This is a genomic window from Paenirhizobium cremeum (assembly GCF_022884085.1).
GTDB classification, from domain to species: domain Bacteria; phylum Pseudomonadota; class Alphaproteobacteria; order Rhizobiales; family Rhizobiaceae; genus Allorhizobium; species Allorhizobium cremeum.
This window is the reverse complement of record NZ_JAGGCS010000018.1, coordinates 1-21,236: the sequence shown is the minus strand read 5'-3', so window position 1 is coordinate 21,236 and position 21,236 is coordinate 1. Positions and strand designations below refer to the sequence as shown.

Sequence of the window (21,236 nt, the reverse complement as noted above, 5' to 3'; positions counted from 1 at the left end):
GCTTTGGACCTTGCAAAGCGAGTATGTCAAAAAATCACGCTGCAGGAAGCGATGGAAGCATATTCTTGCTCGGGTAACTATCTCGTGGCCAAGCCGTGACCTTCCCTACGGAACCGCTCAAATCCATCTTTGCGACATAGACTGCGCCACGTCCCACAACTGTGCGCGAGATCAGCAAGATTGGCCATGATGTTCCCTTGAGCCGCCGGCGGTGAGCACGGCGTTGCAGTCTGAAATCATTGAAAATCACGACACTGGGCTCGATCTCTATTTCTGCGAGCCTCAAAGCCCATGGCAGCGGAGGAGCAACGACAACACCAATGGCCTGCTGCGTCAGTACTTGCCAATAGGGACGGATCTCAGCCAGCATGGCGCCGATGAACTCAGCGCCGTAGTCGATGCGCTCAATAGCAGACCACGCAAAACGCTTGGTTGGCGCACACCCGCAGAGGCGCTCGATGGTTTGTTCGAATCAGATATGATCGACGGTGTTGTGGCGACCGGTTGAATCTGCCGAATACGTGTCGATCAAGTATTCGCAGCGGCTGCCGAGGCGGGCATCGAACCATCCGCGGCAAGCGTCGAAGACTCTTATGACAACGCGTTCGCCGAAACGATCAACGGTCTCTACAAGGCGGAGGTCATCTATCGGCGCGGGCCGTGGCGCAGCTTCGTACCGAGTTCATTGCGAACATGAGGGCTTCAGCTGAGAGAGAGGATTGGCTTCAAACGAACTGCAGTGGCTGTCGCGCGAAAGCTGTCTGTTATCATGCACACCATGCTGAAAACCGGAGACTTCTTCAATCCAACTGCGGGCGTGACGGCATAGTATCTGATAGCGCTCAATAACTGAGAGCTAGAAGCGTCCCTGCCAGGGACGTGAGCCGAGCCAGACCGTTGAAGGGGTTGCATTGCTGTCGCAGCTGAATGCGTCGTCCACATTGAAGGCTCATCCCGCGAAGCTTCATCATGCGGCGCCTGATGTCGAGCGCGAAGACAACCATGCACCCGGCAGCGCTGCTTACGCAAGGTCAATTGACACCCAAATTGCGATTAGGCAACCACATCAGTTCACTTTAATAGCCGGTCTTGAGATTTATTCTGTTATCGTGAGCCCGCGCCGATCAAAATTGGTGCTCCGCAAAGCTATGAGTGCCGCACTTTGTTAAAAAGACCTGAAGGCTCGTTGTGATGAGAACGAGGTGAAGCATTGGAAATAACTGATGTCAGAGAAACACGCTTATCCGGAATTTCATCAGAATGATGACTGAACTTAGCCAGATAGGTTGAAACTGCACGGCTAAGTTCGAAGAACTCCACCCCTGGCCGTCCTCGTATCATGGTTTTCGTCGCTTGGCCTCTCAAGGGTCGCGGGTTATGCGGTTGATGATAGCCGAAAGGTCAATTCCTGTATGATCCAGGAAACACCATGTCCTGATCCACCAGGACGTTGAACTTGTAGCCGGGCCGGATTTCGAGTGTCGGCTGGACATTGAGGTTCCGGCTGATCGTCTGCTCGGCGACGCGGCCGAAGCTTTCCGCGAAATTCCGCCTTGCAGCATCCGATGCCGTCTCCTGGGTCGCCAGCGTCGAGCTTTCCGGCAACGAGGCGTCGACCCCTGTTCCGATCAGCGCGATCAGCACCGCCGAGCCGAAGGTGCGGAAGTAATGGTTGTTCACCTTGTCATGGAAGCCGCCATACCCCTCAGCATCGGTGCCCGCCATGCCGCCGATCTGCAGCGTCGAGCCATTGGGGAAGATCAGGTCCGTCCAGACCACCAGTACGCGGCTTTGCCCGAACGAAACCTTGCTGTCATATCGGCCGAACAGTTTGGCGCCTTGCGGGATCAGCAGCCGGTGACCGGTGGCGCTGTCATAGACGTTCTGACTGACCTGTGCGGTTATGCGGCCGGGAAGGTCCGAATTGATGCCCGTGATCAGCGTCGCCGGGATCACCGAACCGCGCTTGAGTTCATAAAGCGATTGCTGCGGCACCACGCGATTGGGCAGGTAGCCGAGCTCCTTGAGGTCGCTGTTGAAGAAATCCTCCTTCGAGCGCTGCCCGTTCTGATCGCCATCCTGGCCGGTCAGGCCACTCTTGAGTGCTGCGGCATAAAGGTCGGGCAAGGCGGCGCTGGTGTTCGCCGCCACCGTGCTCTTGTCGGCCGATGCTTGCTCGCTTGATTTCGTATTCGCCTGCAGCTTGCCGCGATCAATGGCGATCGGCGCATCATAGGCGGCATCGCTCGCCTGCAGCCGCGCCATACGCTGCCGTTGGCGCTCGCGCAGATACTGCTCCTGGTTCTCACGCTGCAGACGCGCGCGCCAGACCGCCTCCGGTTCGAGTTCCTGCGTGTTTCGTGTCTCTTCCTTTGCCGGTTGCGCGACAAAGGGATTGGCAGATTGATCGTCTTTCTTTTCGACTGGAGTCGGCTGATATGTCACCTGCTGTTCGGGATCGCCAATGATGCCGTCTGTGACGCCGCGCTTGATCTGATCGGCGAAGGTCGAAGCGGGCGTTCCGGCAGTGGTCTCCAGGCCAGCATCCTTCCCGAAAAACAGCCCGCGCGTCGAAAGCCCGTAGACGATGATGCCGAGGAAGGTGGTCACCAGCACGATCACGATGACGATCGGCAGACGATTGATCCGGCGCATGCCGGCTTGCGCCTGCTCGTTGGCGGCGCCGCCGAGTTTCAGGGACTGTACCATGGTCTTCTCCCCCTCAGCCGCGCTTCAGGAGCGACAGCGCGCTTGCAGGCGTCGCCCCGTTGGCGGTTACCGCATAGGCGCGCCCGAGTTCGACCGTGTCGGTCGACAGCCGGGCCAGAACCTGCCCCTCGAAGGGCACGACCACGTAGGCAAGCGGAATGACGGTCGCGCCTTGATCCGGCTTCTGGTCGGTGACGACCGCATAGCCCCAGCCTTTGAGCGCCGCTTCCAGCGCATGTCCAAACGGCGAGCCATCGGGTTTGAGGGCGATGGTCGCCTTGCCCTGGCCGATCTGTTCGGCCAGCCGGCTCACCATGTCGCCGGCAATCGCACTCGCCGCCGGACCGGAGATCTCCGGCGGCGCGTCGCTTTCCAGTAACCCGCCGATCCCCGACGACTGGCATCCGGAAAGGAGGAGGACGAGGGTGCAAGCCGCGGCAAGGCTGCGCAAGGGGCGGGGGACGAGGGTGCGCATCACCGCCCTCCCCTTCTGATCGTGACCTTCTGCTGTTTCCAGCCGACGCCCGAGACGAGCACGGCGCGATCGACATTGTAGTCGACGATCATCATGTCGTTCTTCATCCGGTAATTGACGATGCGGTTCTGTCCGCCGGAGACGACGAACAGAACCGGCGCGTCCTCACCCGAAATCCGGCGCGGGAACTGGATGTAGGTCTTCTCGCCGTCGCTATAGACGCGCGTCGGCCGCCAGCCGGCGCTGCCCGAGACGGAATAGGCAAAACTCAGGCGTTCGGCGGGAACGCCGGCGCCGGGGATCGTGCTCGCCTCAAGCCGCGAATTGATGTCTGCGAGTTTGGCTGACACGTCTTCCGGGTACTCGAAGCCGACGCGGGCCATATATTGGGTGGGGTGAGATTTCAGCTGGATATGGTAGGTGCGCCGTGAGGTCGTCACCACCATGGAGGTGACAAGGCCAGGCTCAGACGGCTTGACGATCAAATGGATCGCCTGGCCGCCGGCAGCCCCCGATGTCGCCGGCTCGACCTTCCAGCGCACCGTATCGCCGACGAGCACATCGCGTACCACTTCACCCGGCTGCAGCTCGATGTCGCAGACCTGCAAGGGGGAGCAGACGACCGAGGGCTGGACCTCGCCATAGAGGAAAATGACCTTGCCGTCTTCACCCCTCGTCACCAGCCCGCGGTGGCCCCGCCACTTGCCGGAAATGTCGATCCCCTTCGCCTCGTTGGCGGAGACGTCAGCGGCAAGCGCCGCGGTGGATACGGCATCAGCGAGGATCAGGCCGCTTGCCAGCGCAAGCATCGGTCCGGCGCGGCGGATGGTCGTTCTCATAATCATCATTGGCCGGCCTTTCAAAGCTGTGCAGTCCAGTCGAAGTCGCGGAGATAAAGACCGATCGGGTTGAGGCGGATGACGGCCTCGTCCTGGGGCGGGGTGAGTGTCACCGTGGCGATGCCGCGAAAGCGGCGTTGGGCCGTTTCCTTGCCCTTGCGGTCGCGTTCGAACTCGGTCCAGTCGATCTGGTAGGACTGGTTCGAGAGCGCCACGACATTGTTGACCTCGATGGCGACCGTCGCGGATTTCGCCTTTTCGAAGGGCGAGTTCGACCGGAACCAGGCATTGATCTTTTCGGTCGCCGGATCGGAGGTTCGTAGCAGCGCATAGGTCCGGTCGATATACCGCTTCTGGACCACGGCGTCGGGCGTCACGGAGCGGAAGTTCGACACGAAGCCGGCAAGGGTGGCGCGCACCACGCGCGGGTCGGCATATTCGATCTGTTGCGGGAATCCGGTCGTCACCGCCGAGCCGAGCTTGTCGACCTCGACGATATAGGGAACGAGCTTGACCTCGGTGCTCTGATAAAGCGCATAGGAAAAGCCGATGACCGCCATGACCATGCCAGTGATACCGACGATGCGCCATGATGACGCCGCCTTCACATAGGAGCCGTAGCGCTCGTTCCATTCGTTGCGGGCAGCGAGATAGGGGTTGTCGGGCGGAATGCGGTGAGACATGCGGGCATCAGCTTTCGGTTAGGTGTTTTCGGGGAGGGGCGGCGGAGGCGATGTCGCCGGCTTGCCGGATTTGCGCGACTGGTCGAGCTTGGCGTTGGCAAGACCGAGCAATGAGCCCGCATAGGCGCCGGGCGAGGCGATCGCCTTTTCCTTCGCCGCCGATCCGATGGCGCCGGCTGCCCCGCCGATACCGGCTTCCATACCTTTCAGCGCCGCACCCGCAAGCGAGGCTCCGCCGGCTCTTGCCGCGCCCGCTGCCTGGTAACCCCTGTTTGCGGCCCCGGTGGTGAGGAAGGCCGCACCCGCTGCAAACGAGGCAGCCTGTCCGCCATGGCGGATCGCCTCCATGCCACCGGAGACCGACGCGCCCTGTACCACGCCCTGGATGATCGGCGGCACATACATGGCGATGACGAACACCACGACGGAAATGCCGGCGATCGCGAGCGTCGTGATGAACTGGTCGGAGGTCGCGGTCGGAGCTTCGGCAAGGCCCAGCAGGATGTCGGAACCGATCTTGGCGATCATCACCAGTGCCATCAGCTTCATGCCGACGCTGAAGGCATAGACGAGATACCGGATCGCGAAATCCTTCGTATAGGACGAACCGCCGAGCCCGAGCATGATCATGCCGGCGAGCAGGCCGATATACATTTCCACCATGACGGCGACGAAGATCGCGGCGACAAGCGAGAAGGAGACGACGACCACGATCATGGCGAAGACGGCGGCGATCGCCAGCGCATTGTCCTCGAAGACGCCGAACTTCGCCTGTTCCGACATTTTCGAGGCGACGCGAATGCCGGCGTCGAAGATATTCGCCGGCGATGCCGATCCACCGCCGGCGCCGATCTGGTAGAGGCTGTCGACGATCGCCTTGCCGAAGGCCGGCCCCTGATCGAGGATGAAGGCGAAAAGCCCGATGAACAGGATGCGACGGACGAGTTCGGCAAACCAGGCATCGAGCGAGGCGGCGTTGATCGCAAGCCAGACGGCGGCAATCCCGACCTCGATGCCGGCGAGAATCCAGAACAGCGACCGCGCGGCGTTCATGATCGTCGTTTCCCATCCCTTGGCCGCGGCCGAAACCTGGTTCTCGAGGGTGGTGAGGACCGCGCCCTGCTGCGCAAAGGCCGGCGCGGTCGCCAGCAGGACGATGGCGATCGCGATAAAGACGAGTTCGAGTCTGCGGGAGGGTCGGACGATCACCATCGGGGTTTCATCTCCTGCCCGCCGCGCACGTCGCGCTCCGGATCGATGCTGAAGAACTTTTCCCGATATTTCCGACGATCGGCGTCGGAGACAGGATGCGTGGCGGATGCGCCGGCTCCGACGCCAGACTGGGCGACGGCCCGAGGCTGGATCAAGATCCAGCTCACTCCGGCGCCAAGCGCGACGATGGCCGCGAGCGCAAGGGCAATGATCAGACGCGGGCTCACCAGCGCGGCTCCATCGTCTGGCCGCCGCGGATATCGGTCTCGGGCGCGTTAAAGAACTGTTCGCGCCGCGCCTGGGCCAAGTCCTTTTGCGCCTGTTCCGACTGATACCAGGTCCCCATCATGGTCATCTGTTGCGAGACGAGTCCGCGCAGCTTCTGCATCTGCGCCACCTGCTGGGTGGCGATCTCATGGCCGACCTGGAGCGCCTTCATCTGGCCGTCGGCGCTTTCGGACATGGACCGCAGTGAGGACATCGTGCTCTCTTCGGTGGAAAACTGCTCGGCGGTCAGATTGGCTGCCCTCAGCGTGCCGGCGATCGTGTCCCGGTTGGTGTCGGACCAGGACTGATAGGTGGTGGAAAAACTCGCCTGGTCGGGCAGGCCGCTCTTCAACTCGGCATAGCTCTGGAACCGTTGCCTGAGCGTGTCATCGATATTGCCCATCGAGAATGCGATCCCCTGCCCCTGCCCGACGATGCTCTTGAGACTGTTGAGATCGCTTTCGACCTCACCCCAGACATGGGTCGGCAGCTGCGCCGTGTTCTGCAGCATGTTTTCGTAGATCCTCAGCTGGTTCTGGATCTGCTCGGCCAGCTGATTGATCTGGGTGATCTGGTTGTTCACCTGCTCGGCCGATTTGCCGACCAGCGAGATCAGCTCGGCATTGTTGGCGAGCTGGGTGAACTCCGTCGCCTCGCCGGTCACACCACCCGCCCGGACCGGGACAGGCATCGAGACCGACGCGACGACAGCCATCGCCAGGGCGGCAACGGTGATGCGCCGGTCAGGCGCTGTGAAGATATGTTTGCGCATGGGCAATCCCCCTTTGCTGCAGCCAGTGAAGAGGCCAGTCGGCCCCGTGTTCGAGGCGAAGCGCACGGATGCGCTTCAGGTCTTCCTTTCCGGATGCGCCGACGAGGGAGAGCGCCACCGGACCGAGCGCCATGTCGAAGAGCCGGCGTCCGTCGGGTGACGAGACGTAATATTCGCGCTTCGGAAGCGCGGTCGCGACGATTTCGATCTGCCGTTCATTGAAGCCGATCCGCTCGTAGAATTCCCGCGTGCCGGGCTCCCGCGCCGCGCCGTTAGGCAGGCAGATCTTGGTCGGGCAGCTTTCCTTGAGCACATCGATGATGCCGGAGCGCTCCGCATCGGAGATCGATTGGGTGGCGAGCACCACCGCGCAATTGGCCTTGCGCAACACCTTCAGCCATTCCCGGATCTTGTCGCGGAACAATGGATGGCCGAGCATCAGCCAGGCCTCGTCGAGGATGATGAGGCTTGGCTTCCCCGTCAGTCGCTTCTCGACGCGGCGGAACAGATAGGTGAGCACCGGCACGAGATTGCGCTCGCCCATGTTCATGAGCACTTCCACCTCGAAGCACTGGAAGGCGCCGAGCGTCAACCCGTCCTCTTCCGCGTCGAGCAACTGGCCCATCGGTCCGTCGACGGTGTAGTGATGCAGGGCATCCTTGATCTCGCGCATCTGCACGCCCGACACAAAGTCCGACAGCGACCGGCCGCGCGAGCTCGCCATCAAGCCGATCTGCCGCGAGATGGCGTTGCGATGATCCGGCGTCACCGTGACCCCCTGCAGGGCGACAAGCGTCTCCAGCCATTCGGCCGCCCAGGCGCGATCGCCATCGGTCGTAAGTTCCGCCAGCGGGCAAAAGGTGAGCTGAGGCGACGCCCCCTCACCTTCTACGCTTGCATCGCCGCCGATCTCATAGTGATCGCCACCGACGGACCAGGTGAGCGGCAGCATCGAGCGGCCCTTGTCGAAGGCGAAGACCTGGGCGCCGGCATAGCGGCGGAACTGCGCCGCAATCAGCGCCAGCAGCGTCGACTTGCCCGAACCCGTCGGGCCGAACACCAGCGTATGGCCGACATCGTCGACATGCAGGTTCAGCCGGAAAGGGGTCGAGCCAGATGCGACCTGCATCAGCGGTGGCGAAGCCGATGGGAAGAACGGGCATGGGGCAACCGGGCTTCCCGACCAGACCGAGTTCAATGGCACGAGATCGGCGAGATTGCGGGTGTTGATCAGCGGCTCGCGGATATTGGCATAGGAGACGCCCGGAAGACTGCCGAGAAAGGCGTCCGTCGCATTGAGCGTCTCGATCCGGGCCCCGAACCCTTCCGCCTGGATCAGGCGGCGGATAGCTTCACACTTTTCCTGTAGGCGCGGCTGTTCGTCGTCGAAAAGGACGATGACAGGCGTGTAGTAGCCATAGGCGGTGAGTTGGGAGGCTGCTTCCGCGATCGCGTCCTCTGTCTCGGCCACCATCAGCATGGCGTCCTGGTCGAGCGAACGGCTTTGCGTCTGGAAAAGCTGATCGAAGAAGGGCCGAACCTTCTGCTGCCATTTCTTGCGGGTGCGCTCGAGCCGGGCCCGCGCTTCCTGTTCGTCGAGAAAGACGAAGCGGGACGACCAGCGATAGGTGAGCGGCATCAGATCGAGGGAGTTCAGTATGCCAGGCCAGCTTTCCGCCGGCAGTCCGTCGATCGCCACGACGCCGAGAAAGCGGTTCTCGACAGTCGGCGTCAGGCCGTGCTGCAACTCGGCCGTCACCAGCCAGTCGAGATACATCGGAATGTCGGGCAAGCGGATCGGATGATTTTCGCCGGTCACGCAGAAGCGGATGAACTGGAAGAGGTCGTCGTAGCGCGCGATCCGGAGACCGCCGCGCTCTTCGGTCTCCTGCGTGAGCATACGGCGGATGGAAACGACGTTGGCGAGATACTGTTCGACTTCGCGGATCGAGGTGCGGAAGGCGTCGAGCGCTCCGTTGGCATAGGTGGTCGATCGGCTTGCCGGGTCGGAATAGACGTAGCGCGTCAGTCCGGATCGACGCGGTTCCGGCGGCCGCCAGGTCAGGATCAGCGCATGGCGGCTTTCGAAATGCCCTTTCTCCCGCTCGAAATGCGCCCGCCGCTCCGCGTCGATGGCGCGGGTGACCGCGTCGGGAAAATGGCAATCCTCCTCGGCCGGGTAATCGGTCGTCGGCACGCGCACGGCCTCCACCTGGATCATCCAGCCGGAGCCGAGGCGGGCGAGGATCGCATTGATCTGCCGGCTGACCTCGTTTCGTTCAGTGTCGGTCGAGCTTTCGCTGTCCGGCCCCGCGAAATACCAGCCCGCCATCAGGCTGCCGTCCTTCAAGAGCATGACGCCATTGTCGACGAGACCGGCATAGGGAACGAGATCGGAAAACGAGGGTCCGGACGGACGGAAACGTTTGAGAGCTACCATGGTCGCGGCCTCAATAGCGCCGCCACGGCGTCGACGTGGCGCGGTAGCAAGATCTGTAGGAGATGTGCCGGAGATAGACCCGGCGCATCAGCGGATCGGATTTCGCCATCATGCGAAGTCCGGCAATCGCCACGGCCCAGAGCGCCATCCCGAAGATTGCCGCATACCAGGTGAGCACGACGAAGATCAGGATCACGGAGGCAAGACCAGAGAGAAGCACGAGTTCACGATCCGCACCCATCAGGAGATTGGGGCGCGACAGGGCGCGGTGGATGCGCGAGCGGACGAGGTTGGAGCCGGTCTCAGCCATGAGCCCCCTCCCCTCTCCCGCCGAGGATGGCGGTCCGCGTGGTAGGCCTTTCCGACGTCACCGGCTCGAGGTTTCCGATCGAAGCCCCCGTCGCTCCGAAAAGGGCGACGATCTGGGTGGCCCCGAGCAAAACGCCGCCGACGAGCGCGATATAGCAAAGGCGCCGCGCAAAGTCGTTGAGCTCGCCGCCGAAGATCAGCATGCCGCCGGCGATCGCGACGGCGGCGAGCGCAATGAAGCCGGCGACCGGGCCGGTGATCGATTGCTGAATCTGCTGAAGCGGACCTTCCCACGGCAGTCCGCCGCCGCCCGATGAGGCAAGCGCGGGTGATGCCAGCATCAGCGACAACAGGAAAAGGGAGAAGCTTGCGGTCAATGCGAAATGACGCTTAAGCGGCATGGCTGTCCTCATCGATCTGGGCGTAGTGTTCGGTCTGATAGGTCGTGCCTTTGAACCCCTCGACACGGATCACGTCGCGGACGCGGCGGCTCCGCCCGCTCCGCTCGATCGAGACGACGAGATCGACCGCCTCGCCGATCACCTCGCGCATCGGCTGCTGGCTCACCTCGGCCGTCAGCTGCTCCACACGCCGCAACGCTGACATCGCCGTATTGGAGTGGACGGTGGTGACACCGCCGGGATGACCGGTGTTCCAGGCCTTGAGCAAGGTCAGCGCGGCGCCGTCGCGCACTTCGCCGACGATGATCCTATCTGGTCTGAGCCGCATCGTGCTTTTGAGGAGCCGCGCCATGTCAACGCTGTCGCTGGTGTGCAGCAGGACGGCGTTCTCGGCTTTGCACTGGATTTCGGCGGTGTCCTCGAGGATCACCATGCGATCCTCGGGCGCGGTCCTGACGATCTCGGCGATGATGGCGTTGGCCAGCGTCGTCTTGCCGGATCCGGTTCCGCCGGAAATCACGATGTTCATTCGTGAGGCGATTGCGTTTCTGAGCACCGAGGCCTGCGCCTCGGTCATGATCTCGCTCTTCACATAGTCGTCGAGCGGGATCAGCCGCGACGCGCGGCGGCGGATCGTGAACGTCGGCGCGGAAACCACGGGCGGAAGCAGCCCCTCGAACCGGTGGCCGCCGATCGGCAACTCGCCGGAAATGATCGGCTGCTCGTGATCGGCCTCCGACTGCAGCGCATGCGCCACGCTGCCGATGACCACCTCGGCGGCCGCGGGCGTCATCTCGCCGGCCGGCGCGACACCGTGGCCGAGCCGTTCGATGAACAGGCGCCCGTCCGGGTTCAGCATGATCTCGACGACGGTCGCGTCGTCGAGGGCGACGCAAAGCTGGTCGCCGAGCGCGTCCTGGAGTTTGCGGACAAGCCGGGAATGAGAGCGAAGCTGGGTCATGCCGCATTCCTGGCCGGGGTGACGCCGTTCCCGGAGAAAGCGGAGCGATAGCCGGCCGGTCGCACGCGCTCCAAGCTCGCGGCGTCGGCCGGCAGGCTTCCCGCGATCGCCATCGTGTTGCCGATCGCCGTGGGCTCGCCCAATCGCGTCATCGGCCATCCGGCGCGTTTCAGGATGCGTTCGAAACGAAGGTCGGTCGCAGTAACGATCTCGCTGTAGCCGTTTGCCATCGACCATTCGATGATGCCCGCAAACATCGAAAGCGTCACGAGGTGCAGGTGTCCCCCTTCCCTCCCCGCCTCAAGCGACGTGTCGACGCAAAACCGCGAGCTCTCGATCATCCCGGCATGCGCCGCCAAACGTCCCTCCCCCAGCAGCTGGGGAAACGTGTCCTGCAGCATGGTTGGGCCGGTCGCGGGAAGGAGACGGGCGCAGCCGCAGACCGTGCCGGATTTGGTGGCAAGGATATAAGTGGGATGGAGGTCGTCGTACTCGTCCCGTTCACCGTCGTCGGTGGTCGTCACCTCCCAGCCCAAACGGGACCCGAAGACTTTTGCACGAAGGCAATGCATTTCCTTGAGCAGGCCGGAATGCTGCTCGTGGAAGTCTGGTGTTACGGCGATCAAGCGCATCATCCACTCCGTGAGAATCGATTTGCGCCAGATAGAAATCACCACGTTTCGGCGGTGGCTATGTGCAGATCTGCATATCGGTGATTCTGCCGAATCGCGGTTTAGTGGCGCCGACGAGGTCTTCGGACGTGTGGACGAGCCATGCAGACCTGCATTTCCGGAAGATGGTCTGTGACTGACCAGGTCGCACTAACTAGCGGAAGTGTAAGGATGAATCTGAATTGGGGGAGGATCTTTCGGAAAAGCATTAACTTGTTGTTAACCTTAAATGTCTTGCGGCGGGTGGGGAATCGGAAGATAGTTTCGCAAATGATGGCGTGTTGGCCATTTTTTCGAAAGTGAAGACCTCTGGGAAATAGTTCGCAAAATGAGCAATATGCTGCCCAACCGTTTTGACATTGAGATTGCCCAGCAGGGGTCTAAGATCTCAAGCGCCTTACATATGTTGCGCAGCCAACAGTATCCGCCTGACGCCCGCAAAGGGCTGCGCAAGTTTCAGCTGGCGGAGGTTGCGGACTTCATGGGCGTGACCCAGACACATCTCAGGCAGCTCCACGCAGACGGAAAAGGACCGGAAATCGAGTCCATCGGTGGGCGTCGATATTATACCGCCAATCAGATGCTGGAACTTCGCGACTATCTCGAGGCCAACAAAAAGTCGGACAAACGGTATTACGTCCCCAGGCGGCGGGAAGGCGAATCGATGCAGGTCGTATCGGTCGTCAACTTCAAGGGAGGAAGTGGCAAGACCACGACCGCTGCGCATCTGGCGCAATACCTCGCCCTCACCGGGCACCGAGTATTGGCTGTCGATCTTGACCCCCAGGCATCCCTCACCTCCCTTTTCGGGATCCAGCCGGAGCTTGATGACACAGCGTCCCTGTACGAAGCTCTTCGTTTTGACGACGAACGCAAGTCGATCAGTGATGTGATCCAGCCCACCAACATTCCGGGCTTGGACGTGGTGCCGGCGAACCTGGTGCTTCAGGAATACGAATACGACGTGCCGCTCGCGATCTCGTCGAAGAAGGGAGAAGACGGGCGGTTGTTCTATATGCGGATCGCCAGCGCCCTGAAGCAGGTCGATGACAAGTACGACGTAGTTGTCATCGATTGCCCCCCACAGCTGGGCTACTTGACGATTACCGCGCTCATGGCCTCGACGGGAATCCTCATCACCATCCATCCTCAGATGCTGGACATCATGTCGATGAGCCAGTTTCTCATGATGCTCGGAGGGATCATGGGTCCGGTCGCGGAGGCTGGCGCTGAAATGCGGGTGCAGTGGTTCCGATATCTCATCACCCGGTTTGAGCCCACCGACATCCCGCAGGAACAGATGGTCGGGTTCATGCAGTCTATGTTCGCACAGCAGATGCTGAGGAACCGCGTGCTTAAATCTACGGCAATTTCTGATGCGTCTATAAAGAAGCAGACCCTGTATGAGGTTGAGCGGGGAGAGTTCGTCCGCGCAACCTACGACAGGGCGATGAAGAGCTTGAACTCCACTAACGCCGAAATCGTGGAGCTCATCCATGGTGTCTGGGGGAGAAAATGAGCTACTTGTCAGCCGTTTTTTTTCCCGTTTTACATAGCTCTGCCAGACCCTTAACGGCGTTGACGCAAGATTTGGAGTGCGCCTATGTCCCGTGAAAATCCATTCGCCAAGCTGGATATGGCGGCGATCTCGGCCAGCCATACGCCGACGAAGCCTGGTTATGGCATGACAGGCGCCGCCAAGACTGTCGTTCGTTCCATTGAGGACATGGCGGAGAACACTAAGAAGCTGATGGAAGGCGAGGTGATCGTCGATCTCGATCCACAATCAATCGACGCTTCCTTTGTGGCCGATCGTCTTTCAGACGACGACGAGGAGTTTCACGATTTGCTCCAAGCTATCAAGCAGTCGGGCCAGACAACCCCCATCCTCGTGCGGCCGAGTTCAACAGATGCCAAACGATATATGGTGGTGTTCGGTCATCGCCGCCTGAAGGTCGCTCGCGAGCTTGGGGTGCCGGTGAAGGCTATCGTAAAGAAGCTCGACGATATCACCTCGGCGATTGCGCAGGGACAGGAGAACGCAGCCCGTTCGAATCTGTCGTTCATAGAGCGCGCCTATTTCGCTCAAAACCTTGTCGCATCGGGAATGACGAAGGAGACGGTCCGTTCGTCTCTCTCCATCGATGAAGCAATGCTTTCGAAAATGCTTGCGGTTGTCGAGGCGATTCCTGCGCCAGTAATTCAAGCGCTTGGCGCGTCGAAGAAGATCGGACGCGACAAATGGCTCAGCCTTCGACAACTGGTTCTCGCTCCTGCCCTCTCGAAGGTTGCCGTCGAGTATAGCGATTCAGCCGACTTTCAGAAACTTCCCGAAGCCGAGCGCTTCGATGTGCTCCACGACTACCTGAGGCGATATAAGGCCAAGTCTTCTGCAAAAAAGCCCAAAACAGATGTCGTGCCAATGGATTGGAATTCACGCGACCGCGCACTGAATGTCGTGGTGAAGTCGAAGGCGAAGAAAGTTGCCATTGAGCTTTCGAACGTCGAAGCCAAGCCCTTCACAGACTGGCTAACTTCTCGCATGGACCGTTTGTACGATGAGTACAAGGGGGCCAAAAACCAAACCAACGGAGACTGAAACGCAAAAGAAAAAGGCCCCCAAGCGGTTGAACCGTGGAAGCCTCTCTCGTCATCTCTAGCAGGATCGAGAATCGCATTTCCCGGAATCACAGTCAAGAGTCTTGGCGCCATTTTGGTGAGCGGATTTCTTTTGCCTGAAGAAAGGTGAGAGAAAAAATGCAGACGGGACATGTGACGACGCCTTTTGGGCGGCGGGCGATGTCGCTCGCCCTGGTCAAGAGGCAGATGGCGATCGAGGAACCGGATCAAGGCGCACGAATAGAGAAGTGGAAAGTGTTTCGGGATGTCTGCGAGGCGCGAGAACGCCTTGGGCTTCAGGATCGCGCCTTGGCCGTTCTCGATGCTCTCCTGACGTTCTATCCTCATGCCGAACTTGGTTCAGCGAATGGGCTTGTTGTTTTTCCTTCCAATGCGCAGCTATCAGTGCGCGCTCATGGGATCACTGATAGCACGCTGCGACGCCAGCTCGCAGCACTGGTGGATGCCGGCCTGATAGTTCGCCGTGACAGTCCCAACGGTAAGCGATATGCCCATCGAAATCGCGAAGGCGAAGTCGAACAGGCCTTCGGTTTCGATCTGACGCCACTTCTTGCTCGCGCCACGGAACTCGCTCTTCTTGCTCAGGCTGTTGCGGCGGAACGAATGCGCTTCCGAAAGGCGAAGGAAGCTCTGACAATCTGCCGGCGAGACGTACGCAAACTCGTCACCGCGGCTATGGATGAGGGTGCAGAAGGCAACTGGGCCCAGGTCGAAACGGAGTATACCGCGGTTATCGAGCGTCTTCCGCGCAATCCGAACCTGGCACAAGTTGAAGCCACGCTCGGCGACATGCAGCTCCTTCGAGAAGAGGTGCTCAACATTCTGGAAAAGCAGCTGAAAATCAAAAATATGAATGGCAATGGCAGTCAGAATGACGGTCACATACAGAATTCAAATACCGAATCTATCTATGAACTTGAACCTAGCTCTGGAAAAGAGCAGGGCAGAAAAGCGGCGGATGAACCCCACGTCCGGAGGGAGCCGAACGGAGGAGAGAAGGCGAAGCCTGAACCGATAAAGGCCTTCCCACTTGGAATGGTCCTTCGTGCCTGCCCGCAGATTGCCGACTATGGCCCTGGCGGAGGTATAGAAAACTGGCGCGATCTCATGAAGGCGGCCGTCGTGGTGCGTTCCATGCTGGGTGTCAGCCCTTCAGCCTATGAGGATGCGTGCAACGTAATGGGGCCGGAAAATGCGGCGGTGGCTTTGGCCTGCGTTCTCGAACGCTCAAGTTTCATAACGTCCGCGGGCGGCTACCTGCGCGATCTGACCAGACGCGCCGAGCGAGGCGAGTTTTCGCTGGGTCCGATGCTGATGGCGCTTTTGAGGGTCAACGTCGAGGGAACACAAAGAACGGCCTAGTGGTGGGCCACACTGATTAGCGTCCGAGCTGTTTGCCAGCAGGATCCGTGTCTTGTCAGCCGTTTTTTTTGCTCGTTTTCATCGTGATCACAGTGAGTTACCTGCGTTGAGGGTCCAATCTTTCGGAAGGGGGATGGCTTCGAAAGCAAAGCTGAAAGGGCGGAGTAAGCAGCTGGCTCCGACAATTTATCGAAGACCTTGGTGATTGTAATTAGGCGATTTCCGATCGCTGCGGATGAGGACAAACGATCGTTTGTGAACGTCGATAGACCCTCATGGATAGATGTTCCGCAAAGTCAGACGCCCAAATCAGCTGCCTTGGCATGGCTGCAAGAGCTTTCATGGTGGCGGCCAAGGTCTCGGAGTCCCGGCCGCCGATTAGGTGAGTTTTATGCGAACGGGACGCCCGATCAGTCGAACTTCACGAGGTTGAGCGCCGGGAGCGGTCCGCCTGGAAACTGGACGAGGCGTCCTCCGACCGAGATCGGCCCGAGGTCGATGCCGAAGAAGCCGAGCCTATCGATCAGCGCACCGACCTCGGCCTTCGATCCGGCATCATCGCCGGAATAGAACAGCACGCGGCGGCCACCTTCGGCGCGCGGATCGCCCGACAGCAGGTGCGATTGCAGGTGATTGAAGGCTTTAACCACCCGCGCGCCGCGAACAAGGCCCGCGAAGACTTCGCTGGAAAGCCGGCCATTGAGTTCGGCGGGCTTGAACAGCGGCGCTTCGATCGGATTGTTGGCGTCGATGACGATGCGGCCGCCGAAGTCCGGCAGGCCAGCGAGCGCGCTCGGTAACTTCGACCAGTTGACCGCGACGAGGACAATGTCCTTCGACGCCGCGTCCTCGCGGGTGCCGGCCTCGATGGTCGGCCCAGTTTCGGCGACCACGTCCTTGAGGCTGTCCGGTCCGCGGCTGTTGGACAGCGTGGCACGGATATTGTTATTGGCGAGAGCCGTGGCGAAGGCGCGGCCGATATTGCCGGCGCCGATGATGCCGATGCTGCTCATGGCGAAATCCTTTCACGTATTCGGGTTCGGTTGTCGGGAGGTCAGGCGGTCAGGCCGCCATCGGCCACAATGTCTGCGCCGGTGACGAAGGCCGCATCGGGGCTGGCGAGGAAGGCGACGACGCTTGCTATCTCGGCGGGCTGGCCATAGCGGCCTACCGCCATGCCGGGGCCGACGATGGCGGCCACCGGACCGTCCGCCGGATTCATGTCGGTATCGGTCGGGCCAGGATGGACCGTGTTGACGGTGATGCCCTTGGGACCGAGATCGCGCACGAGGCTGCGGTTGAAGCCGGTGATCGCGCCCTTGGTCAGCGTATAGACCGAGGCGGTCGGGAACGCCGCGTAGCGCGTCATAGACGAGCCGATATGGATGATGCGTCCGCCCGCCTTCATGTGGCGGACCGCTTCCTGGGTGGCGACGAAGACGCCCGTCACATTCACCGCCAGCATCCGTTCGAAGTCCTCGAACTTCACGTCCTCGATGGGAGCGTTCACTGCGACACCGGCATTGTTGACGAGGATGTCGATGCCGCCGAAGGCCGAGACGGTCTTCGCTACGGCCGCGCGCACCGCTTCGGGGTTGCCGGCGTCCGCCGCAATGGCGAGGGCCTTGCCACCGGCTGCCTCGATGTCGGCGACAACCTGGGCGGCCTTGTCGGGCGAGGCGCTGTAGGTGATGGCGACCGCCGCTCCATCGGCGGCGAGTTTTTTGGCGATGGCCGCGCCGATCGAGCGCGAGCCGCCGGTGACGAGAGCGACCTTGCCGCTCAGGGGATGGATATTGCTGGTCATGTTCTTCACTCCGTTTGCGTTTCGATGGAGCGAAGATGGCCCGTTTATTTCCTTTCGATTAGCAGGTAATGTCTTGATCTGATTTCAAGTGATCGTTGAAGGCAATATGGAGACGCTGGCCAATCTCGAAAGCTTCGTCAAAAGCGCCGAAACCGCGAGTTTCTCTGAAGCTGCGCGGCGCATGGCGCTCACCCCGGCTGCCGTCAGCCGCAACGTGGCGATGCTGGAACGGAATCTTGGCGTGCGGCTGTTCCAGCGCTCTACCCGCAAGCTGGTGTTGACCGAGGCGGGCGAACGCTTCCTGCAGTCGATCGGCGGCAATCTCGACGCCTTGCAAGCGGCAATCGCCGATGTGTCCTCGGGAGCGTCCGAGCCGGCGGGCGTTTTGAAGGTGAGCCTCAGCCCCACCTTCGGCGTCACCCATATTCTGCCGCTGTTGCCGGAACTGCTCCGCCGATACCCGCTCGTCCGGCCAGAATGGCATTTCGAGAACCGGCCGGTCGATCTGGTCGCCGAAGGCTATGATGTGGCGATCGGCGGCGGTTTCGACCTGGCGCCGGGCATCGTCGCCCGCACATTGGCGCCCGCCCATATCATCGCTGTGGCGTCGCCCGCCTATTTGGCGGAACGCACGCCGCCAACTGATCCCACCGGGCTGTCACAGTTCGACGGCATCGTCATGCGCTCGCTCAGGACCGGACGTATCCGGCATTGGACGATGCGGGATGCTGCGGGCGCCGAGATGATGGTGCAATTGCGCGAAACGATCGTCGTCAACGACCCGGCGGCGATGCGCGAGACGGCCAAACTCGGCCTCGGCGTGGCGATGCTCGCCATGCCCGATGTCCTACGCGAACTGGAAAACGGCAGCCTCGTACGTCTGCTGCCGCATTGGTACTCCGACGCTGGGGCGATTTCGCTCTACTACGCCTCGCGCACGCTGCTACCAGCCAAGACACGGGCCTTCGTCGATCTGGTCGCGGAGGCGTTCAAACGAGATCGGTTGGCTGAACGGTTTGCGGGAAGTCTTGGCTAACGATCGCTGGTTCGCAACTCCGAGGAAAATGGCCACTATTGCCGCGAGGACAGATGTGGACTATATATCCCTAAGTATCTATATCATTCAGGATATGAAATGACGCAATGGAAGGTCGAGTTTCATGACCGCTTCAAAGGCGAGATCACAGACCTTCCAGCCGATGTTCGGGTCGAGTTGCTCGCGCATCTGGTGCTGCTTCGCGAGAAGGGCTTTCGACTGGGACGACCTGAGGTCGATACGCTCGAAGGCTCCAAACACGCGAACATGAAGGAACTGCGCGTCAAGGCCTTGAAGGTGCAATGGCGCTTCGCCTTTGCCTTCGATCCGGAGCGGAAGGCCGTGGTTCTCTGCGGTGGTGCGAAGAGCGGTGTGAGCCAGAAGCTCTTCTACAAGCGGCTGATCGATCTGGCGGACAAACGGTACGACGAGCACTTGAGCGAGTTGGAGAAGAAACATGGATGATCTCGACAAGCTGATACAGACGCTTCCCGACGACGAACAGCGCGCCATTGCAAAGCGCGCGGAGGAACTTGTCACGGCGCACAATCTGCGGGAACTGCGGGCGCTCGCCGGCCGGACGCAGGAAGACGTTTCCGCAGCGACCGGGTTCAAGCAGACCAACGTCTCGAGACTGGAGAAGCGCGCCGACATGAAGCTGTCGACGCTTCGCGATTATGTCGAATCCCTCGGCGGCACGTTGAAGATCGTCGCGGATGTCGCGGGCAAGAAAGTCGATCTTTCCAGCATCGCAGAGCGATCCCGACACGGTTCAAAGGTCTGAGCGGCAATCGCCGGCAGGGCAGGGGACCCTACAGCCCAGCCGCTTTCGTCAAGTTGACGCGGAAGCGATCGTGCCGGCGCTGGTAGCGGCGGGTCATTTCGGCGCTAGCATGGCCGAGTTGCTTCTGGACATAGCGCTCATCGACCTCGGCCGAGGACGCAAGACCGGCGCGCAGCGAGTGGCCAGAAAACTTCAGGCCCCGTTCGATCTCGGGAAGGTCGCCGCGTATGCCAGCGGCGACCGCCGTCTTCTTGACCAGGCGGGCAACCTCCTGATCGCTGAGCCGATCAGGCCCGACGTCCTTGCCTTGGCCCCTCACACGGCGGAAGAGGGGGCCTTTGGCGAGCTTGGCGAACTTGATCCAGGTTTCGAGCGTGGCGACGGGGCAGGTGGCGTCGGCCGAGCCGCGACCGATCTCGACCTCGCGCCAGCCGGTTTTGCCGCGCAGCGTCACCAGCAGACCCCTGTCAAATATCTCGACCCAGCCGCGGCCGTCTTCGGTCTGGTCGCGGCCGAGGTCCAGACCGGTGATTTCCGAACGCCGCAGGCCGCCGGCGAAACCGACGAGCAGCATCGCCCGGCCCCTGATGCCGCGCAGGGTTCCTCGGTCGAGAGTTTCCAGCATGGCGATCAGATCTTCCGGCAGGAGCGCTTCCTTCTGCCGGGGCGGGGCGGCGTGCTTGTTGCGGATGCCGGCCATCACGGTGGCGATGGCCCGGTCCTTGCGATCGAGCGGCATGCCACGCTGCGAACAACTCCAGCCGATGGCGGCGAGGCGCCGCTCGATCGTCGACACCGTATTCGGCTTCATGCCGCGCGCCGCCGTGCCAACCGCACTCCCAGAGGCGCAGGCGGTGATGTAGAGGCCGACGACCTGCGGATCCGGGGGGAGGGGAGAAAGATTCTGGCGGCGGCACCAGGCGGCAAAATGCTTCCAGTCGGAAGCATAGGCGCGGCGGGTATTGGCGGAGGAGGCCGCCTCGACATAGGTGCGGGCGCGATCGGTGAGCTCCTGCAGATGCGCCGGCGGGCCGGCGGTTGCGTCTGGAACAGGGGAGGGGAGCCCGGCCGGCCCCTCGGTCGCGGAAACATCGGCGGAAACCGCCGTGCTGTGCGGCGGCGCTGAGGTCTCCTGAAGGTGATTTTCGGGCTTGTCGCAAAGTCAGGTTCGGCCCGCAGTTTGCCCTTGAATCGGGTGCGCTTCACGCTTTGTTAACCTTTTGAAGTCCGAAGAGGCGCGCGAGCAGGTCGTTCTGATCATTGACAGTCCAATCGCCGGTGAAGCCGAAGCCCTTTCTCAGCCAGAGCATTGCTTCGAATCCGGCGATCGTTCGCCGCGCCGTGCTGAAAGTTTGGAATCCGCCGATCTTCGGCATGTTCTTCTTCACTCTGAAATGGTCACTCTCAATACCTTGCTGGAGATGCTTGGTAACATAGTGAACCGGATCCGGATGCAGGTGCCCGTCATCGACTGACGTCCTGATTACCGACGGAAAGGTGTTGGCGCCGTCCGTGCCGATCTTTGCCGGTGACAACAAGGGCTCGTTCTTCAGCATCTTGCGGAAAAAACGCTTGGCGGCATCGAGATCGCGCTTTGCGGTGAGCAGGAAGTCGATCGGGTTTCCGTGCTTGTCGATGGCCCGGTATAGGTATCGCCACTTGCCGCGAATTTTGACATAGGTCTCGTCGATCCGGACCGAACCACAATGCGGGCGCCGAAACTGGCGCAGCCTCTTCTCGATGAGTGGTGCATAGGCAAGGACCCAGCGGTTGATCGTGCTGTGGTCGACCTCGAAGCCGCGCTCGCGAAACATCTCCTCGAGATCTCGATAGCTGAGCGGATAGCGCAGATACCAGGTCACCGCCTG

Annotated in this window: 21 protein-coding genes and 3 pseudogenes; 8 read left to right on the top strand and 16 right to left on the bottom strand. The window is 61.1% G+C overall.

The window, feature by feature from the left end:
* Positions 1-253: 253 nt before the first annotated feature.
* Together J5N58_RS23290 and J5N58_RS23285 are read left to right on the top strand one after the other, a co-directional pair.
* Positions 254-508 (top strand): annotated as a pseudogene (locus tag J5N58_RS23290) (transposase); the annotation flags it as partial.
* Positions 509-512: 4 nt separating this feature from the next.
* A pseudogene (locus J5N58_RS23285) lies at positions 513-829 on the top strand (hypothetical protein); the annotation flags it as partial.
* Between the two features lie 572 nt (positions 830-1,401).
* Here the strand turns inward: J5N58_RS23285 and trbI are convergent.
* The 12 genes from trbI to traI are packed head-to-tail and all read right to left on the bottom strand — an operon-like array spanning position 1,402 to position 11,700.
* Positions 1,402-2,709, bottom strand: a complete 1,308-nt coding sequence (trbI, locus tag J5N58_RS23280; protein ID WP_112592689.1) for an IncP-type conjugal transfer protein TrbI — start codon at positions 2,707-2,709, stop codon at positions 1,402-1,404.
* Between the two features lie 13 nt (positions 2,710-2,722).
* Positions 2,723-3,184 carry a conjugal transfer protein TrbH gene (gene trbH, locus J5N58_RS23275; protein WP_112592690.1) on the bottom strand — a complete coding sequence of 154 codons (462 nt, stop codon included), beginning with the start codon at positions 3,182-3,184 and terminating at the stop codon, positions 2,723-2,725.
* Positions 3,184-4,029: a P-type conjugative transfer protein TrbG gene (gene trbG, locus J5N58_RS23270; protein WP_425314488.1), complete on the bottom strand. Its 846-nt coding sequence runs from the start codon at positions 4,027-4,029 to the stop codon at positions 3,184-3,186. Before trbG ends, trbH begins: the two co-directional genes overlap by 1 nt.
* Before the next feature lie 14 nt (positions 4,030-4,043).
* Entirely contained in the window at positions 4,044-4,706 is a 663-nt protein-coding gene (locus J5N58_RS23265; RefSeq protein ID WP_112592692.1) for a conjugal transfer protein TrbF, read from the bottom strand.
* Positions 4,707-4,724: 18 nt separating this feature from the next.
* Positions 4,725-5,918, bottom strand: coding sequence for a P-type conjugative transfer protein TrbL (gene trbL, locus J5N58_RS23260; protein WP_112592694.1), 1,194 nt, complete (start codon positions 5,916-5,918; stop codon positions 4,725-4,727).
* The gene (gene trbK, locus J5N58_RS23255; RefSeq protein ID WP_112592696.1) at positions 5,912-6,145 is read right to left on the bottom strand and encodes an entry exclusion protein TrbK; all 234 of its coding nucleotides are present in this window, start codon (positions 6,143-6,145) and stop codon (positions 5,912-5,914) included. The genes trbL and trbK overlap by 7 nt, the downstream gene beginning before the upstream one ends.
* Positions 6,142-6,900 (bottom strand): P-type conjugative transfer protein TrbJ, encoded by a 759-nt coding sequence (gene trbJ / locus J5N58_RS23250; RefSeq protein WP_244713402.1) that lies wholly within the window; start codon positions 6,898-6,900, stop codon positions 6,142-6,144. The genes trbK and trbJ overlap by 4 nt, the downstream gene beginning before the upstream one ends.
* 28 nt (positions 6,901-6,928) lie before the next feature.
* Entirely contained in the window at positions 6,929-9,397 is a 2,469-nt protein-coding gene (locus tag J5N58_RS23245) for a conjugal transfer protein TrbE (RefSeq protein WP_112592699.1), read from the bottom strand.
* A gap of 10 nt (positions 9,398-9,407) precedes the next feature.
* The gene (locus tag J5N58_RS23240) at positions 9,408-9,707 is read right to left on the bottom strand and encodes a conjugal transfer protein TrbD (protein ID WP_112592700.1); all 300 of its coding nucleotides are present in this window, start codon (positions 9,705-9,707) and stop codon (positions 9,408-9,410) included.
* Entirely contained in the window at positions 9,700-10,107 is a 408-nt protein-coding gene (locus J5N58_RS23235) for a TrbC/VirB2 family protein (protein ID WP_112592702.1), read from the bottom strand. The genes J5N58_RS23240 and J5N58_RS23235 overlap by 8 nt, the downstream gene beginning before the upstream one ends.
* Complete coding sequence (gene trbB / locus J5N58_RS23230) at positions 10,097-11,068, bottom strand: P-type conjugative transfer ATPase TrbB (RefSeq protein WP_112831501.1); 972 nt, start codon at positions 11,066-11,068, stop codon at positions 10,097-10,099. Before trbB ends, J5N58_RS23235 begins: the two co-directional genes overlap by 11 nt.
* Entirely contained in the window at positions 11,065-11,700 is a 636-nt protein-coding gene (traI, locus tag J5N58_RS23225; RefSeq protein ID WP_112592705.1) for an acyl-homoserine-lactone synthase, read from the bottom strand. Before traI ends, trbB begins: the two co-directional genes overlap by 4 nt.
* Positions 11,701-12,067: 367 nt before the next feature.
* On the opposite strand from traI, the gene repA reads away from it, so the two are divergent.
* The 3 genes from repA (at position 12,068) to repC (ending at position 15,741) form a co-directional block, all read left to right on the top strand.
* Positions 12,068-13,258, top strand: a complete 1,191-nt coding sequence (repA, locus tag J5N58_RS23220) for a plasmid partitioning protein RepA (protein ID WP_112592706.1) — start codon at positions 12,068-12,070, stop codon at positions 13,256-13,258.
* A gap of 84 nt (positions 13,259-13,342) precedes the next feature.
* Positions 13,343-14,338, top strand: a complete 996-nt coding sequence (gene repB, locus J5N58_RS23215) for a plasmid partitioning protein RepB (RefSeq protein ID WP_112592708.1) — start codon at positions 13,343-13,345, stop codon at positions 14,336-14,338.
* Between the two features lie 158 nt (positions 14,339-14,496).
* Positions 14,497-15,741 carry a plasmid replication protein RepC gene (repC, locus tag J5N58_RS23210; RefSeq protein ID WP_112592709.1) on the top strand — a complete coding sequence of 415 codons (1,245 nt, stop codon included), beginning with the start codon at positions 14,497-14,499 and terminating at the stop codon, positions 15,739-15,741.
* 410 nt (positions 15,742-16,151) lie between these two features.
* Here repC and J5N58_RS23205 read toward each other — a convergent pair whose 3' ends face one another.
* Both J5N58_RS23205 and J5N58_RS23200 read right to left on the bottom strand, forming a co-directional pair.
* Entirely contained in the window at positions 16,152-16,754 is a 603-nt protein-coding gene (locus J5N58_RS23205) for an NADPH-dependent F420 reductase (RefSeq protein WP_112592711.1), read from the bottom strand.
* Between the two features lie 41 nt (positions 16,755-16,795).
* Positions 16,796-17,548 (bottom strand): 3-oxoacyl-ACP reductase family protein, encoded by a 753-nt coding sequence (locus tag J5N58_RS23200; protein WP_112592712.1) that lies wholly within the window; start codon positions 17,546-17,548, stop codon positions 16,796-16,798.
* Positions 17,549-17,654: 106 nt separating this feature from the next.
* Here J5N58_RS23200 and J5N58_RS23195 point away from each other — a divergent pair, with 106 nt between their 5' ends.
* The 3 genes from J5N58_RS23195 to J5N58_RS23185 all read left to right on the top strand — a co-directional run bounded on the left by J5N58_RS23195 (position 17,655) and on the right by J5N58_RS23185 (position 19,368).
* Positions 17,655-18,584, top strand: coding sequence for a LysR family transcriptional regulator (locus tag J5N58_RS23195; RefSeq protein ID WP_112592714.1), 930 nt, complete (start codon positions 17,655-17,657; stop codon positions 18,582-18,584).
* 99 nt (positions 18,585-18,683) lie between these two features.
* Positions 18,684-19,049, top strand: a complete 366-nt coding sequence (locus J5N58_RS23190; protein WP_112592715.1) for a type II toxin-antitoxin system RelE/ParE family toxin — start codon at positions 18,684-18,686, stop codon at positions 19,047-19,049.
* Positions 19,042-19,368 (top strand): helix-turn-helix domain-containing protein, encoded by a 327-nt coding sequence (locus J5N58_RS23185; protein WP_112592717.1) that lies wholly within the window; start codon positions 19,042-19,044, stop codon positions 19,366-19,368. The genes J5N58_RS23190 and J5N58_RS23185 overlap by 8 nt, the downstream gene beginning before the upstream one ends.
* Positions 19,369-19,396: 28 nt before the next feature.
* Here J5N58_RS23185 and J5N58_RS23180 read toward each other — a convergent pair.
* Positions 19,397-20,515: pseudogene (locus J5N58_RS23180) on the bottom strand (site-specific integrase); the annotation flags it as partial.
* Between the two features lie 55 nt (positions 20,516-20,570).
* A partial coding sequence (locus J5N58_RS23175; protein ID WP_244713328.1) for an IS6 family transposase occupies positions 20,571-21,236 on the bottom strand: 666 nt, incomplete at its 5' end.

What these genes read in the sequence shown, in the direction of transcription:
- trbJ (WP_244713402.1), bottom strand. Translation starts at nt 6,900, where the DNA reads ATGGCTGTCGTCGCGTCGGTCTCGATGCCTGTCCCGGTCCGGGCGGGT.
- trbH (WP_112592690.1), bottom strand. Translation starts at nt 3,184, where the DNA reads ATGCGCACCCTCGTCCCCCGCCCCTTGCGCAGCCTTGCCGCGGCTTGC.
- trbI (WP_112592689.1), bottom strand. Translation starts at nt 2,709, where the DNA reads ATGGTACAGTCCCTGAAACTCGGCGGCGCCGCCAACGAGCAGGCGCAA.
- J5N58_RS23265 (WP_112592692.1), bottom strand. Translation starts at nt 4,706, where the DNA reads ATGTCTCACCGCATTCCGCCCGACAACCCCTATCTCGCTGCCCGCAAC.
- trbG (WP_425314488.1), bottom strand. Translation starts at nt 4,029, where the DNA reads ATGATTATGAGAACGACCATCCGCCGCGCCGGACCGATGCTTGCGCTG.
- J5N58_RS23190 (WP_112592715.1), top strand. Translation starts at nt 18,684, where the DNA reads ATGACGCAATGGAAGGTCGAGTTTCATGACCGCTTCAAAGGCGAGATC.
- J5N58_RS23245 (WP_112592699.1), bottom strand. Translation starts at nt 9,397, where the DNA reads ATGGTAGCTCTCAAACGTTTCCGTCCGTCCGGACCCTCGTTTTCCGAT.
- J5N58_RS23240 (WP_112592700.1), bottom strand. Translation starts at nt 9,707, where the DNA reads ATGGCTGAGACCGGCTCCAACCTCGTCCGCTCGCGCATCCACCGCGCC.
- J5N58_RS23200 (WP_112592712.1), bottom strand. Translation starts at nt 17,548, where the DNA reads ATGACCAGCAATATCCATCCCCTGAGCGGCAAGGTCGCTCTCGTCACC.
- trbB (WP_112831501.1), bottom strand. Translation starts at nt 11,068, where the DNA reads ATGACCCAGCTTCGCTCTCATTCCCGGCTTGTCCGCAAACTCCAGGAC.
- traI (WP_112592705.1), bottom strand. Translation starts at nt 11,700, where the DNA reads ATGCGCTTGATCGCCGTAACACCAGACTTCCACGAGCAGCATTCCGGC.
- repA (WP_112592706.1), top strand. Translation starts at nt 12,068, where the DNA reads ATGAGCAATATGCTGCCCAACCGTTTTGACATTGAGATTGCCCAGCAG.
- J5N58_RS23235 (WP_112592702.1), bottom strand. Translation starts at nt 10,107, where the DNA reads ATGCCGCTTAAGCGTCATTTCGCATTGACCGCAAGCTTCTCCCTTTTC.
- J5N58_RS23205 (WP_112592711.1), bottom strand. Translation starts at nt 16,754, where the DNA reads ATGAGCAGCATCGGCATCATCGGCGCCGGCAATATCGGCCGCGCCTTC.
- J5N58_RS23185 (WP_112592717.1), top strand. Translation starts at nt 19,042, where the DNA reads ATGGATGATCTCGACAAGCTGATACAGACGCTTCCCGACGACGAACAG.
- repC (WP_112592709.1), top strand. Translation starts at nt 14,497, where the DNA reads ATGCAGACGGGACATGTGACGACGCCTTTTGGGCGGCGGGCGATGTCG.
- repB (WP_112592708.1), top strand. Translation starts at nt 13,343, where the DNA reads ATGTCCCGTGAAAATCCATTCGCCAAGCTGGATATGGCGGCGATCTCG.
- J5N58_RS23195 (WP_112592714.1), top strand. Translation starts at nt 17,655, where the DNA reads ATGGAGACGCTGGCCAATCTCGAAAGCTTCGTCAAAAGCGCCGAAACC.
- trbL (WP_112592694.1), bottom strand. Translation starts at nt 5,918, where the DNA reads ATGGTGATCGTCCGACCCTCCCGCAGACTCGAACTCGTCTTTATCGCG.